The 16,026-nt window shown below is 66.5% G+C and carries 15 protein-coding genes and 1 pseudogene; 13 read left to right on the top strand and 3 right to left on the bottom strand.

Annotation, left to right across the window (positions count from 1 at the left end; translation table 11 throughout):
- Complete coding sequence (locus ACVW17_RS03510; RefSeq protein WP_456750482.1) at positions 1-1,500, top strand: PepSY domain-containing protein; 1,500 nt, start codon at positions 1-3, stop codon at positions 1,498-1,500.
- Between the two features lie 6 nt (positions 1,501-1,506).
- Here ACVW17_RS03510 and ACVW17_RS03505 read toward each other — a convergent pair whose 3' ends face one another.
- Both ACVW17_RS03505 and gspD read right to left on the bottom strand, forming a co-directional pair.
- Positions 1,507-2,034: a tetratricopeptide repeat protein gene (locus ACVW17_RS03505; RefSeq protein WP_456750481.1), complete on the bottom strand. Its 528-nt coding sequence runs from the start codon at positions 2,032-2,034 to the stop codon at positions 1,507-1,509.
- A gap of 22 nt (positions 2,035-2,056) precedes the next feature.
- A pseudogene (gene gspD, locus ACVW17_RS03500) lies at positions 2,057-4,445 on the bottom strand (type II secretion system secretin GspD).
- 322 nt (positions 4,446-4,767) lie between these two features.
- Between gspD and ACVW17_RS03495 the strand changes: the two are divergent.
- The 10 genes from ACVW17_RS03495 to ACVW17_RS03450 are packed head-to-tail and all read left to right on the top strand — an operon-like array spanning position 4,768 to position 12,984.
- The gene (locus ACVW17_RS03495; protein WP_456750479.1) at positions 4,768-6,444 is read left to right on the top strand and encodes a GspE/PulE family protein; all 1,677 of its coding nucleotides are present in this window, start codon (positions 4,768-4,770) and stop codon (positions 6,442-6,444) included.
- A 4-nt stretch (positions 6,445-6,448) separates the two neighbouring features.
- Positions 6,449-7,660, top strand: coding sequence for a type II secretion system F family protein (locus ACVW17_RS03490; protein WP_456750478.1), 1,212 nt, complete (start codon positions 6,449-6,451; stop codon positions 7,658-7,660).
- Positions 7,661-7,677: 17 nt separating this feature from the next.
- Complete coding sequence (gene gspG, locus ACVW17_RS03485; RefSeq protein ID WP_456750477.1) at positions 7,678-8,196, top strand: type II secretion system major pseudopilin GspG; 519 nt, start codon at positions 7,678-7,680, stop codon at positions 8,194-8,196.
- Positions 8,197-8,218: 22 nt separating this feature from the next.
- Positions 8,219-8,683 (top strand): pilus assembly FimT family protein, encoded by a 465-nt coding sequence (locus ACVW17_RS03480; RefSeq protein WP_456750476.1) that lies wholly within the window; start codon positions 8,219-8,221, stop codon positions 8,681-8,683.
- The gene (locus ACVW17_RS03475) at positions 8,658-9,068 is read left to right on the top strand and encodes a prepilin-type N-terminal cleavage/methylation domain-containing protein (RefSeq protein WP_456796782.1); all 411 of its coding nucleotides are present in this window, start codon (positions 8,658-8,660) and stop codon (positions 9,066-9,068) included. The genes ACVW17_RS03480 and ACVW17_RS03475 overlap by 26 nt, the downstream gene beginning before the upstream one ends.
- A complete protein-coding gene (locus ACVW17_RS03470; RefSeq protein WP_456796781.1) occupies positions 9,065-9,775 on the top strand; it encodes a PulJ/GspJ family protein in 711 nt (236 codons plus the stop codon). Before ACVW17_RS03475 ends, ACVW17_RS03470 begins: the two co-directional genes overlap by 4 nt.
- On the top strand, positions 9,775-10,707 hold the full coding sequence (locus tag ACVW17_RS03465; RefSeq protein ID WP_456750473.1) for a general secretion pathway protein GspK: 933 nt from the start codon (positions 9,775-9,777) through the stop codon (positions 10,705-10,707). Before ACVW17_RS03470 ends, ACVW17_RS03465 begins: the two co-directional genes overlap by 1 nt.
- Positions 10,707-11,780 carry a PilN domain-containing protein gene (locus tag ACVW17_RS03460; RefSeq protein ID WP_456750472.1) on the top strand — a complete coding sequence of 358 codons (1,074 nt, stop codon included), beginning with the start codon at positions 10,707-10,709 and terminating at the stop codon, positions 11,778-11,780. Before ACVW17_RS03465 ends, ACVW17_RS03460 begins: the two co-directional genes overlap by 1 nt.
- Positions 11,777-12,340: a type II secretion system protein GspM gene (gene gspM, locus ACVW17_RS03455; RefSeq protein ID WP_456750471.1), complete on the top strand. Its 564-nt coding sequence runs from the start codon at positions 11,777-11,779 to the stop codon at positions 12,338-12,340. The genes ACVW17_RS03460 and gspM overlap by 4 nt, the downstream gene beginning before the upstream one ends.
- Complete coding sequence (locus tag ACVW17_RS03450; protein ID WP_456750470.1) at positions 12,340-12,984, top strand: hypothetical protein; 645 nt, start codon at positions 12,340-12,342, stop codon at positions 12,982-12,984. Before gspM ends, ACVW17_RS03450 begins: the two co-directional genes overlap by 1 nt.
- A 7-nt stretch (positions 12,985-12,991) precedes the next feature.
- Here ACVW17_RS03450 and ACVW17_RS03445 read toward each other — a convergent pair whose 3' ends face one another.
- Entirely contained in the window at positions 12,992-13,606 is a 615-nt protein-coding gene (locus tag ACVW17_RS03445; protein ID WP_456750469.1) for a prepilin peptidase, read from the bottom strand.
- Positions 13,607-13,731: 125 nt separating this feature from the next.
- Between ACVW17_RS03445 and ACVW17_RS03440 the strand changes: the two genes are divergently transcribed.
- Positions 13,732-14,517, top strand: coding sequence for an EfeM/EfeO family lipoprotein (locus ACVW17_RS03440; RefSeq protein ID WP_456750468.1), 786 nt, complete (start codon positions 13,732-13,734; stop codon positions 14,515-14,517).
- Positions 14,514-15,890, top strand: a complete 1,377-nt coding sequence (locus tag ACVW17_RS03435; protein WP_456750467.1) for a cytochrome c peroxidase — start codon at positions 14,514-14,516, stop codon at positions 15,888-15,890. The genes ACVW17_RS03440 and ACVW17_RS03435 overlap by 4 nt, the downstream gene beginning before the upstream one ends.
- The last annotated feature ends 136 nt before the right edge of the window (positions 15,891-16,026 follow it).

Genomic DNA, 16,026 nt, shown 5'->3' with positions numbered 1-16,026 from the left:
ATGCGCAACGCTCTGATCCGGCGAGCGCGGCGATGGCTCTATGTCGTCCATCGCTGGATCGGCATTGCGACGTGTCTGCTGTTCGCGATGTGGTTCATCTCCGGCCTCGTCATGATGTATGTGGCGTTTCCGCGCCTCACCGACAGCGAGCGGCTGTCTGCGCTCCCGGTCATTTCGTGGGGCAAGGTGCGAGTCGCACCCGATCGCGCGATGGCGATCGCGGGGATGGAGCGCTATCCCCGCGATCTCCGGCTCTCGATGATGGACGATGTTCCGGTCTATCGCGTGACCGGCTGGAAGGGAGGCTCCGTTACGATCTCGGCGATCGACGGTGCTGTCATCGACCATGTCTCGCCGGATCAGGCACTCGCGGTCGCTCGCCATCATCCGCATGCGGTGCGGCCGCAATTGCTCGATACGGTGACACGCGACCAATGGTCGGTCACCGCACGCTTCGATCCGCTGCGGCCGCTCTATCTGATCGGCCTTGGCGATCCCGATGGCACCGAGCTCTACGTCTCCTCACGCAGCGGCGAGATCGCGCTCGACACCACGCGGCGGGAGCGTGTCTGGAACTGGCTCGGCTCGATCCCGCATTGGATCTATCCGACCGTGCTGCGCAAGGACGGGGCGCTGTGGCGGGATGTCGTGCTGTGGATCTCGGGCGTCTGCCTTGTGGTCGCGGTCACCGGCTTCTGGATCGGCATCCTCCGCCTGCGGCTGACGCGCCGCTACGCCGACGACGCCGTCTCGCCCTATCGCGGCTGGATGACCTGGCATCACGTCGCCGGCCTGATCGGGGGCATCTTCGTCCTGACCTGGATGTTCAGCGGCTGGCTGTCGCTCAATCCCGGCGGCGCGTTCTCCGCTCGCGGCATCACCCGCGAGATCGCGAGGAACTATAGCGGCCACGACGCGCCGGACATCGTGGCCGACTTTCAGTCGACGCCGTCAATACCGGCGGTGGAGGCGCGCTTCGTCTGGATCGGCGGACGCCGGCTGATGCTGCTCAGTGACGGCAACGGCGGCCGGAGCCTCGCCGATCCCGTGACCGGTGCGCCCGCGACGCTCGCGCAGGACGAGATCATCGCCGCAGCGCGCCACGCCATGCCGGGCGCTGTGATGATATCGGCGCGACGGCTCGATGAGCCGGATGCCTATTGGTACACGCTGCACCAGGCGCGCGAGCTTCCCGTGCTGCGCATCGTCTTCGACGATCCCGCCCGCACCTGGCTGCACGTTTCCCCCATCACCGCCGAAATCCTCGATCGCAGCGACGACAGCCGCCGTTCCTATCGCTGGCTGTTCAATGCGCTGCACAGCCTGGATTTTCCGTTGCTGCTGCGCATCTCGCCGGCGCGCGATGTCGTGGTGTGGCTGTTGTCGGCGGTCGGCATGATCATCTCGATCAGCGGCATCGTGATCGGCTGGCGCCGGTTGCGGCGGCCGAAGCTGCAAAGCAGGCGCGTGTCTGCGAGCCCCGCGCGGTCGAGTTCATAGCCGCAGCTACTTGACCGTCAGGTGCACGTCCCGACCGGGCAGTTCGGGGGTCCATTCCAGTGCAAATCGCTGGGCGGCAATGATCTCATAGGTCGAAAGCTTGCCTGCGACCGCATCGCGGAACCGAACATAGGCCTCGCGTTGCCGCCCGCCAGTGCGGGCCGCCGCCAGATTGAGCCATTTGTAGGCCAGCACGTAGTCGTTCGGGACGCCGTGGCCCTTGTCGTACAGCAGGCCGAGCATCGCTTGCGCGAACGGGTCTCCCAGCATCGCGCCGCGATAGTAGCAATCGGCGGCGGCGGCGTAGGCCTGCGGCACGCCGAAGCCATGCTCGTACATAAAGCCGAGCAGGCCGAGGGCTCTTGCATTGCCGCGTTCGGCGGCCGGCGAGAGCTCGCGAAACGCCTGGGCATAATCGCCGCGATGGAAGGCGGCCGTCCCGCGCGCCGCGATGTCGGCGCTCGCGGCTGAAGCGGTCAAGGCCCAAAGCGCGATCGCGGCAGAGGCGCAGTAGCTGGTCCGTTGCGCACACATGCGGAGCATCCTGTCGTCCGGCTCAGTGATAGCTGGTGGTGATCGGTGCATTGGTCGATGTCGTGGCGATGCTGCCACGCAACTTCGATCGCAGCTCCTCGGCCACGACCTGGGCGTCGGTGCCGTTGCGGATGATCTGCGGGCGGATGAAGATGATCAGCTCGGTGCGCTGGGTACCGTTGCTCTGATGTCCGAAGGCATCTCCGAGGCCGGGAATCTGGTCCAGCACCGGAAGCGCATTGCGGGCGCCGCTTTGCTGTTCGCTGATCAGGCCCGCCAGCAGCACGGTCTGGCCGTTGGCCACAGAAATCTGGCTCTTGACCCGCCGTTCCGACACCGTCGGCGTCAGGTTCACCGTGCTGCCGCTGCTCTGGGGAACGTTGCTGATCTCCTGCTCGACATCGAGCCGCACCGTGCCGTTCACGCTGACGCGGGGCGAAACCTTCAGGATGATGCCGGTGTTGCGATAGTCGATGGTGTTGACCACCGTGTTGCTGGTGGTCAGCACCGTCGCGCTGCCGGTCGACACCGGGACGACGTCGCCGACCTGCAAGGTGGCGACCTGGTTGTTGATCACGACCAGCGAGGGATTGGACAGCACCTTGACGCTGGTGACGGCGTGCAGCGCGTCCAGGATCAGGCTTGGCTGCGTCGCGTTTCCGATCAGGAAATTGAAGCCGGGAAAGGCCTGGTTGATGTAGGCATTGGTGAGCGAGCCCGCGGCGCTGACGATCCCGGTGGTCGCATCCGTCGTGGTCGCGGGCGCCGCGGTTGCCTGAGTGCCGAGGATCGAGCCGGTGTTCGGCTTCAGCCCGAGGTTCTGGCTGGTGAGGTAGGTCTGCACGCCATAGGACAGGGTATTGTTGAGCGTGACCTCGGCGATCGTGGCGTCGATCGCGACCTGGAGTTGCGGCTCGTCGATCTGCAGCAAGGTCGCCTCGATGATGCGATAGTTGGCCTGGTCGGCGTAGATCAGCAGATTGTTGTTCACGACGTCGGGCGTGATCCGCACGTCCTGCATGACCGGCTGACCGTTGCCGCCGCTGGCACCGCGGCCGCTATCCAGCGCGGCGTTGTTGCCCTGACCTTGATTGTTGGGATTGTTCGATTGGCCGCCGGCGCCAAATCCCTGGCCGAGACCCTGGCCCGTCGAGCCGGTCCCTGACGTGCCGCGGGATGCGAAGCTGCCCATGCTCGAATTCGAGCCGTTGTTGTTGTTGAGCGACAGGCGGTCGGCGACGCTCGAGCTCGACGAGGTGCCGGAGCCGGGCGCGAGCTGGCTGTCGGCGCTGTCGAGCAGATTGCCGGACGAGCCGCCGAGGAACATGTCGGTCAGGACCCGCGCGATCTGGCGCGCATCGCCGTATTTGACGCGGTAGACATGGACCGTGGTGCGCGCGGTGTCGTTGCGGTCGAGCCGCTTGATCCAGGTCGCGGCCGTATGCAGCATGTCCGGCTTCTTGGTCACGACCAGGATCGCGTTGAGGCGCGCAATCGGCATGAACTTGATGACGTTCTGGCTGAGCCCGTTCTCGCCGGAATCGACGATCTTCTCCAGCTCGGCGATGACGGGCGCCGGCGAGCCGCTCGAGATCGGGAAGATGCCGACCGATTGGCCGCGCATCCAGTCGACGTCGAAGCTGAGGACGGTGTCGACCGCGGTGCGGCGCTCGGCGCCGGTGCCCTGGATCAGCAGCAGGTTGCGGGGTCGTGTCGGCGCGGATTGCGCCCGCCCTGGTGGCGAAGCTGTCGGTCAGCTTCAGCAGGGTCTGGGCCGACACATATTGCAGCGGAACCACCGAGATGCCGAAGCCGGGTTCCGGATTGGCCGCCGCGGCATCGACGCGGCCGCCGCCGACGGCGTCGCCGAGCGGCGTCAGACGATAGCCTGCCGTATCCTTGAGCAACACCACGCCGCTGAGGCGGAGCGCATTCTCAAGCACGAAAACCATGTCGGATTTCGGCACCGGGCGGACCGACACCAGGCTCACCGTGCCCTGCACCCGCGGGTCGATGGTGTAGCCGACATGCAGGATGTCGCCGAGCACGACCTTGGCGACGGTCGCCACCGGCGTGCTCTCGAAATTCAGGTCGAAGCCATTGCCATTCGATGCCGGTTGCGGCCGCGCGTCGACCACCGCGGTGACTTCGCTGCCCTCATACATCGCGGCGCGGACGCTGCCGTTCTGGCTGCCCTGTGTCCCTGCCAGCGCGTTCACCTGTTGCGGCTGGCGCGGCAGCAGATCCAGCGAGCGTACCTTGTCGGTGACGTCGAGCTGGGACGCATCGACGCTTTCGCTGACCGTCGCGGAATTGCACGACGCCAACAACCCCATTGACGCCAAGGCAAAAATGGCTGCCAGGCCGCCACGGATCGTCGGGCAGCGGCCCACTGTGCCTACGCGTTGCATGAAGGCCCTTCGCTCTTACTAACTGATATTGCGATTGTCTGCGACGATCGGTCCTACCCCGCAGGGACTCTTAGCGATCGAACATGACAGAAATAAATTGGTTACATGATTGTCGTTCGCGACCCTCCCCACGCCCCGCACCAAAATCGTGCACCGTGTCCGCGATGCCACGTCAAGGTTTCTTGAGTGCGGCGAGCGATCTGACTTCGCACAGCTGTCACACTTCGGATCGATAACCGCAGAACTGCCGGGAGCCGAATGCGGCGGCACGCAGCGGCCCTTGGCACGGACTGATCCGGGATAGTGTGGCGGGATATAGGGAATGGCCAACGACCTGTCCGTTCGGTTCGTGGATTATCTGCGTCAGAACAATCACCTGGCGCCGGTCGACGGATCGGCTGAGCGGACCGGGCCGGGGGCCGACGTCAGGCAGCTGAAGCTGTGGGAGATCACCAGTCTCTCACCGACCGAATTCGCAGACGAGGCCGCGCGTTTCTTCGCGCTCGGCCGTCTGACGCTTCAGGACATGACCTCGGCCGAGCCGCTGGTCGGGTCGTTCTCGCCGCGTTTCCTGCGTGAGACCATGGTCTATCCGTGCCGGACGGCCGGCGGGGTCACCGTGCTCGCGGTGGTCGATCCGACCGACCAGGCGACCTTGCGGGCGGCACAGATCGTGCTTGGCGCCGGCATCGAGGTGAAGGTGGCGTCGTCGGAAGACGTCGCCATCGCGCTGAACAACGCCTCCAGCGCCGAGGAGACCGAAGGCGCCGATCCGGCGGCGGCGCTGCCCCGCGAAGACGACATCGAGAGCCTGCGCGATCTCGCCAGCGGCGCACCGGTGGTGCGCGCGGTCAACGACCTGATCGAGAAGGCCGTCGAGCTCCGCGCCAGCGACATCCATATCGAGCCGTTTTCCGCGGGCCTCATGGTGCGGTTGCGGATCGACGGCCTGCTGCGGCCGGTCGCGGCGCTGTCGGGTGTGCTGCCGCAGGCGGTGGTCTCCCGCATCAAGATCATCGCCAACCTCAATATCGCCGAGCGTCGTTTGCCGCAGGATGGCGCGGCACGGCTGCGGGCCGGGCGGACCGACATCGATATCCGTGTCGCGATCATGCCGACGCAGCATGGCGAGTCCTGTGTCATCCGTATCCTGCCCAAGGATCGCGGCCTGCTGGTCGTCGAGAAGCTCGGGTTTTCGGAGCCCGACGAAGCCAAGCTGCGTCGGCTGTTGAAGCTGCCGCACGGCATGGTCGTGATCACCGGGCCGACCGGCAGCGGCAAGACCACGACCTTGGCGACGATCCTGTCGATCCTCAACGAGCCGAGCCGCAAGATCCTGACGATCGAGGATCCGGTGGAATACGAGCTCCCCGGCGTCAACCAGTCCCAGATCAAGCCGGCGATCGGCCTGACCTTCGCCACCGCGCTGCGTTCCTTCGTCCGCCAGGACCCTGACGTGATCATGGTCGGTGAAATCCGCGATTCCGAGACGGCGCATGTCGCGGTGCATGCGGCGCTGACCGGGCATCTGGTGCTGACGACGCTGCACACCGAGACCGCGGCTGCCGCGGTGCCGCGCCTGCTCGACCTCGGGGTCGAAGGCTATCTGCTGCGTTCGGTGCTGCGCGGCGTCATCGCGCAGCGCCTGGTCCGGCAATTGTGCGAGCGCTGCAAGACGGCGCGGCCGCTGGCCGCCGCCGATTTCACCGAGGATTCCCGGCTCGCGGCGATCGGCTTCAAGGCCGGCGAGATCATTCACGAGCCTTGCGGCTGCGAACGGTGCGGTGGAACCGGTTATCGCGGCCGCCTCGGCGCATTCGAATTGCTCGAGCTGTCCAATGAATTGCGCGAACTGATCGGGGAGCGGACTGACGGGCTGAAGATCGATACCATGGCGATCCGCTCGGGCATGACCACGATGCTCGATGACGGGGTCGCCAAATGCCGCGCCGGATTGACCTCGCCCGCCGAGATCCTCCGCGTCGCGACGGTGCGGTGACGCTGTGCCGAATTATCGCTATCGCGCGTTGACCCAGGCCGGCGAGATCGTGAACGGCACGATCTCCGCCCCGACCGCGGCCGAAGTGGCGCGGCGGATCGAATATCTGAAGCTGCTGCCGATCGAAACCACCGAGGACAGGCGCGCGTCCGGCGCCGCCGGCGGCCGCAGCCTGTTCGGCGGCCCGAGTGCCGCCGAGGTCACCACGTTCACGCGCGATCTCGCGCTATTGCTGAAAGCCGGCGCGCGTCTCGACGATGCGCTGGAGCTGTTATCCGGCGATGCCGACGTCGGGCGGATGCGTCCGGTGGTGGCGAAAATCCGCGCCGCTCTGCTCACCGGCGAGAGCTTTGCCGACGCGGTGGCGGATCATCCGACCCTGTTCCAGCCGATGTACATCGCTCTCGTTCGGGTCGGCGAAATCTCGGGCACGCTGGATTCCGTGCTGGAGATGCTGGGCACCGAACGCGCGCGCTCCGAGCAGATGCGGCGCAAGCTGACCGACGCGATGCAGTACCCGGCCTTCGTGCTGGTCGCGGCGTCAGGCGTGATGCTGTTCTTCCTGCTGTTCGTGCTGCCGCAATTCTCGACCGTGCTGGGCGACTTCGGCGGCAAATCGGATACCGCGCTCGCGAGCTTCATCGCGGTGTCGGACTTCCTGCGCGCCAATGCCACGGCGGCAAGCTTGATCAGTGCGGCGACGATCGCACTTGCGTGGTGGCTGCTGCGGCAGGCCCGGGTGCGCGCCGCGCTGGTCAACGGCATTTCGCGGGTGCCCGGCATCAGCAGTGCCTTCCAGTTCTACCGTGCCAGCCTGTTCTGCCGCAATCTCGGCGTCCTGCTCGGCAGCGGCGTCAATCTCACGGCCGCATTGCGCATCCTGGTCGACATCATGGCGGTGACCGGAAGCGAGGCGAACTGGACGGCCGCCGCCGACCGCGTCCGCCATGGCGGAAAATTATCGGAAGCGCTCGCGGTGGCGGACAGCCTGCCGCCGATGGCGGTCCGCATGCTGCGGCTCGGCGAAGAGACCGGCCAGCTGCCGGTGCTGGCCGGGCGGGTCGCGGAATTCTACGAAGCAAAATTGCAGCGCAGCCTGGACCGGGTCGTCGGCATCGTCGGTCCGCTGGCGATCATCACGATCAGCACCGTGGTCGGCGGCTTGATCGTGTCGGTCATGACAGCGCTGCTCTCGGTCACGCAGCTAGTCGGTTAGAGCAGAGGTCATCGGTCATGATATCGCGCAACAGCATCATCGAGGCATATTCCACGCGGGCGGCACGCGATCGCGCCCGATCGCAAGCGGCAAGTCGTTCGGGCGAGGCGGGCTTCACCCTGGTCGAGATGCTGGTGGTGATCGCGATCATCGGCCTCATCATGGGGTTGATCGGGCCGCGCGTGCTCAACTATCTCAGCGAGTCCAAGGTCAAGACCGCGCGCATCCAGCTGCAGAGCTTCTCCAGCGCGCTCGACCTGTTCTATCTCGACGCCGGACGCTTCCCGTCGACGGCGGAGGGACTTGCCGCGCTGGTCCGGCGTACGCCCGGTGTCGCGGCCTGGAACGGCCCGTATCTGAAGGGCGGCAACGTCCCGAACGATCCGTGGAATCACCCTTATCTCTATCGCTCGCCCGGCGAGCACGGGCCCTATGACATCGTCTCCTATGGCTCCGACGGTCAGGAGGGTGGCAGCGGCACATCGGCCGACATCTCGCTCGAGAAGACCACGGCCTCCAGCAACGACCAGCAGTGACGGATAAGGATGCACGGCAAGCATGAATGACGCGACGCAGCGCGGATTCACCCTGCTCGAGATGGTGTGCGTGCTCGCCATCATCGCGCTGCTTTCGGCCGTGCTGCTTCCGTTCATTCCGCACCAGACCTCGCGGTCGCGGTTGCAGGCCTACGCGCTGCAGGCCGCGACGCTGCTGAAGGCCGACCGCAATGCCGCGATCGAGCGCAGCAGCAGCGTCGCGACGCTGGTCGATGCGCCGAGCCGGGTGATCCACTCCGGCGCGTCGCGCATGATGGTGCGGATCCCCGATGACGTGCGGTTCGACGCCGTGCTGCCGCAGAGCTGTCAGCGCCGCGCGGCACTGTCGACCATCCGCTTCTTCGCCAATGGCGGTTCCTGCGGCGGCTCCATCGCGCTGACGCGGCTCGATGCGGGATATGAGGTCCGCGTCAACTGGCTCACCGGAAGGGTTGAAATCGTTGCTCGCGACGTCACCGCCAACTAACCGCAGGGATGCGGGGTTCACCATCATCGAAGTGCTGGTGGCACTGGCGCTGGTGGCTGTCTCGATCGTTGCGATCGGCGCCGTGATGGGGGTCAAGACGCGCGGCGTAAAGGCCATGGAGCAGCACGTCGCGCTGATGCAGGCGGTGCGTACCTTGATGACAATCGGCATTCCGCCGCGCGCCGAATTGCAGCCGGGCAGCTCGACCGGGCAGGCGGAGGGCTATCGCTGGACCATCGACGTCAGTCCGCTCGGCGGCGAGTGGACCGTGCCCGAGGGCAACGTGCCCTGGGCTCCGGAGCTCGTGCGGATTCGCGTCAAATCGCCGGCCGGTGCATTGTCCGACATTCGCACCGTACGCCTGATGCCGAGGTCTTCGGAATGACCCGCGCCGGCACAGCACAGCGCACGGGTGAGCGCGGCTTCACGCTGATCGAGGCCATCGTCGCGTTGGCGCTGATGGGGCTGCTGTTGTCGGCGCTCGCCAGCATCACGGCGCAATGGCTGCCGAGCTGGAACAAGGGGCTCGACCGGATCCAGCGCAGCGAATTGATTGGGATCGCGCTGGAGCGGATCGGCGCCGACCTCGCCGCGGCAGAATTCGTCGCCGCCAACCGCGATACCCACAAGCCGCTGTTCGACGGATCGGAATTGTCGGTCACCTTCGTGCGGACGTCGGTGGGGCCGAATGCCGGGCCGGGCCTCGACGTGGTGCGCCTCGGCGAGGTCAGGGATCGCGGCGAGTTCGTCACGGTTCGCACGCAGGCGCGCTTCACGCCGCTGGCCGATGGCGTGTCGCTGTCGGAGCAGGTGCATCTCGACAGCCCGGTCGTGCTGCTGCGCGCGCCGTATCGGCTGTCCTTTGCCTATGCCGGGCCTGACCGGGCCTGGAAGGGCGCGTGGAAGGATGCCGAGAAGCTGCCGGCGATGATCCGACTGACCGTGCGTGACGCAGCGAGCCAGCGCGTGCTGTCGGTGTCGACCATCGCCCCGCTCCACGTCCAAATCCCGAGCGACTGCACCAAGCCCGACGGCAATTGCGGCGACAAGCCAAGCTCCGATACTGTTGCCACCGACCAGGGGAAGACGTGATGGGCGCGTCCGGCAACAGCGGCCGATCGCCGGCCGACCGCGGCTTCGTCATCGTCGCGGTGCTCTGGATCCTGCTCGCGCTGTCGTCGCTGGCGATCATCGTCTCGGCCTATCTGGCCGCCTCGGCGCGCGCGCTGGCGGCCAGCGACATCTCGTTGCAGACCGAGGCGCTGGTGTCGGCCGGGCTCGAACTCACCGCCTACCAGCTGACGCTGACCGACGACAAGACGCGGCCGCAATACGGCGCGTTTCATTTCGGGCTCGACGACGCCAGCGTCACTGTCAGCTTCACGTCGGAGGCCGGCCGGCTCGATCTGAACTACGCATCGAAGGAGATGCTGAGCGGGCTGTTCGTCGTGCTCGGGGCCCGGAAGGACGCGGCCAGCGAATATGCCGACCGGATCGTCGGCTGGCGGACCCGGCCCACGCCGGGCAGCGAGAATGTCGAGGCCGCGCGCTACAATGCGCTGGGCTATGCGCCGCGGCAGGGGCTGTTCACCCATGTCAATGAGCTGGCGCTGGTCGCCGGCATCCCCGAAGCCTTTGTCGATCGTGTGCTGCCGTTCGTGACGGTGTTCAACGGCAGCCCGGATGTCGATCCGACCATCGCCGCGCCGGAACTCGCGCTCGCCGTGGACAAGGCATCGGGCAAGCAACCAGACGGCTTCGGCTCGGCTGCTGTTGGGGCGAGCGCTCCTTCGCCGAACGGCGGCCTCCCGGCCGGATCGCAGGCGCCGAGCCCGCAGAGCGCGGCCTCGACGGCGCAGAGCCCATGCTACCGGATCGCCGTGTCGATCCGATTCCGCAACGGTCATCGCACCGATTCCGAGGCGGTGATTGCACTCGGCGACAAGGCCGAGCCCTATCGTGTGTTGTCCTGGCAGAACGACGTCGAACCGCGCGTGACGGTTCTGCCGCGGGGGAGAGGTTGATGGCGATACTTGCCGAAGCACGGCATTGGTTCGAGCAATGGATTGGCGCGGTTGCGACGGCCGTCGACGGCGTCGCGGGCCGGTTCATGCGCCGGCGCAGCGTCGCGCTTGACGAGAATGGCGACGGCAGCTTCACCGCGCGCCTTGCGGCGGCGAAGGACGGCGCGCCGTCGACGCCGGTTTCGTTCCGCCTCGATCATGATGTGCCGCAGCCACCGCTGCCGGCGGAGTGGAAGACCGCGTTCGACGGCAGTCGCATCGAGGTGCGCTTGCGCTCCGATCACATCGTCAGCCGCGTGCTCGATTTCCCGAGCCAGGCCGGCGACTTCCTCGACGGCATGATCCGCGCCCAGGTCGACCGGCTGACGCCATGGACTGCCGCCGATGCGGTGTTCGGCTGGGGCGCGCCGCAGCCGATCGCCAATGACCGCATCGAAGTTGCGTTCGGTGCGACCGCGGCGGCCAAGGTCGATCCGCTGGTCCGGATGGCGCGGCAGCTCGGCGCCGCTTCCGTTGCGGTCTCGGCGCCGGCGGTCGGCAGCGACGGCGCGACGCAGCAGGTGATGCTGCTCGACAAATCGCTGCGCGGCCTGGCCGGACCTCAGGTTCCCCGGCTGTTGCGCATCGGGCTGATCTCGACGGCGGCGGCCGCGGCGGTCTCGCTGCTGCTCAACATCTATCTCGGCGGCTGGCTGCAATCCGAGCAGAAGGACCTGCAGCACCGGATCTCGCAGCGCCGCGCCGCGTTGCGTCTCGATACCAACGGCGATTCGTCCGGGCTCGGGCTGCTCGCCAAGCGCAAGCAGACCACGCCGTCGAGCGTCATGGTTCTGGAGGCGATCTCGCGCGTGCTGCCCGATACGACCTATGTGACGGAGCTCCGCATCGAGAACAACAAGGTGCAGGTGGTCGGACTGACCCAGGATGCGCCATCGCTGATCCGCTTGCTGGAGCAGTCGCCGCAATTCACCCGCGCGACCTTCTTCGCGCCGACGACGCGCGCGGCCAATGAGACGGCGGAGCGGTTCCACGTCGAGGCCAACATCTCAGCCTATTTTGGGTCCGGCTCATGAGCGCAGCATCCCGATCGCTGACCGCCGTCAGCACCTCGCCGCTGGTCGCGAGCGCGAGCTATCTCGGCCTGTTCGTGCTGCCGCTGTTTGTCGTCATCTCGTCGCTCTCTGACATCATCGGCCTGCGCAGCGATGTTGCGGCATCGGCCGGACTGCTGGAACAGCTGGAGGGGCGGTCCAAGGCGAACACCGCGCCCGGCCAGCCCGCGATGCCGACCGGATCGGCCTATCTCGAGGGCGCGACCGTCACGGTTGCCGGCGCCACCTTGCTGCAACGCGTGTCGGGCGCGGTGATCAAGGCCGGCGGGAACGTGCTGTCGACGCAGCTCGACGTTCCGAACGCGCCGGCCAAGGCCGGCTTCATCAGCATGGTCGCGAGCTCCGAGATCGAACAGGCGCAGTTGCAGCAGGTGCTCTACGATCTCGAGGCCGGCATGCCGTTCCTGTTCATCGACCAATTGGTCGTGCAACCCGTCGCCGACGAGGCCGCCAAGGGCGCCGATCCCGGCAAGCTGCGCGTGCTGCTCGGCGTATCCGGACAATGGCGAGGAGCCAAATGATGCGACGCTTTGCAGCGACCATCCTGCTGTTGGCGGTGTCGGCCTCTTCCGCGCCGGCGGCCGTGCCTGACCGGGCCGGCGACGCCCTGGACGCCGGCATGCTCGACGACACCCGTCTGGGTGGACCGGTGCTGAGTTCGCCGCCGTCTTCCGAACCGGTGACATCGGTCCGGGTGGCGCCCGTGCCGGCCCCGGCGCCGCGGCCGCTCAGCGCAAATCCGCTGTGGGGGATTCCGCTCAAGACGCTGTCCAACACGCGCGACCGTCCGGTGTTCTCGCCGTCGCGGCGGCCGCCGCCGGCCGTGGTCGCGGAACCGGAAGTCAGCAAGCCACCGCCGCCACCGCCGCGCAAGGTGGCGGCCGAGCCGCCGCCGCTGTCGCTGGTCGGCACCATCGCCGGCGACGACGAGAGCTTCGGGATATTCCTCGACCAATCGAACAAGACCGCCTTGCGGCTGAAGCTCGGCGACGAGTTCCAGGGATGGAAGCTGCGCACCATCAAGGGGCGCGAAGTCACGATGCAGAAAGACGAGCAGGGGGCGGTGCTCACACTGCCCGAGCCCGGCGGTGACGAGAACGGCGATGCCCGCATCGTTCCGGTCAGCACCGAGAGGATGCCGCTTGCCGCGCGGCGCCAGAAGTGATGGCGCGCTAGGTCGCCAACCCGAGCCAGTTCTGAAGGGCTGGCGTCAGAAGAAGCCCGAGCGCAAGGAACGGACCGAACGGAATCGAGGTCTGGCGCTTCATTTCACGTCCCGCAAGCTGCAGGCCGCCGGCAACGCCAAGGGCCGCGAGCGCCGCGATCAGCAGCAGCGTCGGAATGCCTAAGGCACCGACCCAGATCGTCGCGGCGGCGAGAAACTTGACGTCGCCCAGTCCCAGGCCGTCCACGTGCCGTAGGACGAAGTAAAGCCGCTGCAATAGAAAGAACAGGACGCCGACGAGGACGGCGATCCCAAGCGCGCTGAAGGCGGCTGTCGTGCTGTCCGTGATGACGACGTTCGCCAGCCCGAGCGCCGCGATCGCAAGGTTCAGCCAATTGGGAATGATGCCGTGGCGCAGATCGATCAGCGCCACGGCACAGCAGAGCAGGCAAAGCGCGCCGTAGGATCCGATGAAATAAAGAGCTTCGCGATCGATCTGCATGGTGGCGGGACAAGTGTGACGCGTGCCGGCCCTGTGTTGCAACAATGCGCGCGCGTTGAACAGTGCATTTCTAATCGACCAATCATCCCGCGATGTTTTTTGCGCGATTGTGATCGTCAACAACGATCGCCAAGCAGAAAAGATGCGACAAAAAGTCTGCGCTGTCACAAATCCGCAGTGGATACCGACAATAGTTCGCTCCGCTACGTGCCGCGAGCCCTTCGCGGCCGATGAGTGGGTTGGCTATGTACATGATGCGAGTGGCGGCGTGCCTGGCTTTGCTGGCAGCGTCGGCAGGCGTGCGCGCCGCGAAAGCTGGCGCTCTCGAGGACGGCGCCGAGCGCTATCGGCCGTATCTGATCGAGGGCGTCGCCAGCGCGCTGGCGGGCGCGCGTGCGTTGCGCGAGCGCGCCGCTGCGGCGGATCTGCCCGGTGCGAAGAAGGCCTGGCTGTCGGCGCGCGCCGGCTGGGAGCGCTCGGAAGTATTCACCGCGGGCTTCGTGCCCGAGCTCGATGCGCAGATCGACGCCTGGCCGAACGCAGACACTGGATTCCACGCCATCGAGGCGAAGCTGTTCGGCGCCGGCAGCACCGAGGTAGCCACCGATGCGGCCGGCCTCGTCGAGCACCTCAACGATTTGCACGGCAAGCTCAGGGATATCAAGCTGACGCCGCAAGGGCTGCTGGATGGTACCGTGCGGCTCGCCTATGAGGTCGGCGAGAGCAAGGCGGATGGCGGCGAGTCGCGCATCAGCGGCACCTCGCTGGACGACATGCGCAACAACATCGCCGGCATCGACTTCGCCTACCACACGATCTTCTCCGCCGCGCTCAACACCGTCGACGGCAAGCTCGACGAGATGGTGACCAACCGGATCGAGCAGCTCGAGGCGATCGTCGCGACGCCCGATCTGCCGCATGTCAACATCGCCGATCTGCGCCAGACCAGCGAGGAACTGGTCGTCGCATTGCAGAGCGCGTCGGCCAAGCTCGGGCTGCAGCGCCCGACCCTGGAGGCCCAGGCGCGATGAGATCGCTTCACCAGCGTCTGGCCACGCTGCTCTCCGCTGCCTTCGCCCTTGCGCTGCTCGGACGCGCGGCGGCGTTTCCGGTCGACGGTGACAAGACCGTGCTGCCGGTTGCGACCGAGCTGAACGAGGATGCGCTCGACAAGCCGCGCGAGGTGTTCCAGTCGGAGCGGACCGGAGCCAAGTCGTATCTGGTCAATCTCGGCGATCTCGCGTTCAATTCGCCCGGGCTGCTCGGCGAGGTGGCGCGGCAGGCCGGCGTGAGCTGTGGCACTTGCCACGTCAATGGCGCGAACAACGCCAAGTTCTTCATGCCGAAGATGTCGAGCCGGCCCGGCACGTTCGATACCACGGGTGCACTGTTCAATCCGAAGGCCAACAACCTGGCGTTCGATCCGGTGCGGATCCCGAGCCTGCGCGGCGCCCGCTATCTGGCGCCCTACGGCGCCGATGGCCGCTTCGCCTCGCTGCGCGACTTCGTCCACAACGTCATCACCAACGAGTTCGCGGGTCCCGAGCCGTCGCCGGCGACGCTCGATGCCATCGTGGCGTATCTCCACGACATCGACTTCCTGCCCAATCCGAGCCTCGGTCCCGCCGGGCGGCTGGCCGGCAGGATCACCGACGCGGAGCGTCGCGGCGAAGCGTTGTTCGCAAAGCCGTTCCCGCACGATGCGGCGCTGAGCTGTGCGGGGTGCCACGTTCCTTCGTCCGGATTCGTCGATCACCAGCAGCATGACGTCGGGTCGGGCGGCCTGTTCAAGACGCCGACGCTGCGCAACGCCGACTTCAACGCGCCGTATTTCCACGACGGCCGCTTCGACAATTACAACCAGGTCGTCGATTATTTCGACCGGACCTTTCAGCTTGAGCTCTCGGCGCAGGACAAGGGCGACCTCGTCGCCTATCTCACGGCGATCGGCGATGGCGTGCAGCCCTACGAGCGCGACGGAGCCGGTGCGACGCTGAAGGAGATCAACGATTTCTCGTCGGTGCTCGCGACCGCGATTCCTGCCGGCGACAAGGACGTCGTCGCGCTTGCGGTCGACACGATCGGGCGCGAACTGCGCGAGTTGACCGAGCAATATCCCGACCGCAAGAATACCAGCGTATCCGGCGGCGAGCAGCAGCGCGTGCTCGCGCGCAACGGTCTCAAGGAGCTCGTGCTGACGCTGCGGCGCATCGAGATGGCGGTTGCTGCAGGACGCAACGCCGATGCGGCGAACGAGTTCAGGAATTATCGCAATCTGATGGCCGCTGCGGTGCCGGCGCTCCTGGCGAGCGCCGAGCCGTGGTCGCTGTTCAATCAAGACGTGCATGACCAGCATTATGCTGCGCTTCGCCAGGTGATGCGCTCCAGGCATGTTGCGCACTGATTGCGCTGCACTTGCAGTGCATTCGCGATCCGCATCGTTGCGCGGATCGCTCGATCAATTTCGATCATCCGTTGAAGTGCAGGATCGTGCAGCTGCGCGCGCTGCAGATGTCTCCACAGAAAATCTTTGAACGGTT

The sequence above is a fragment of the Bradyrhizobium sp. USDA 4473 genome (assembly GCF_054063335.1).
This window is presented reverse-complemented; position numbering and strand designations above follow the sequence as displayed.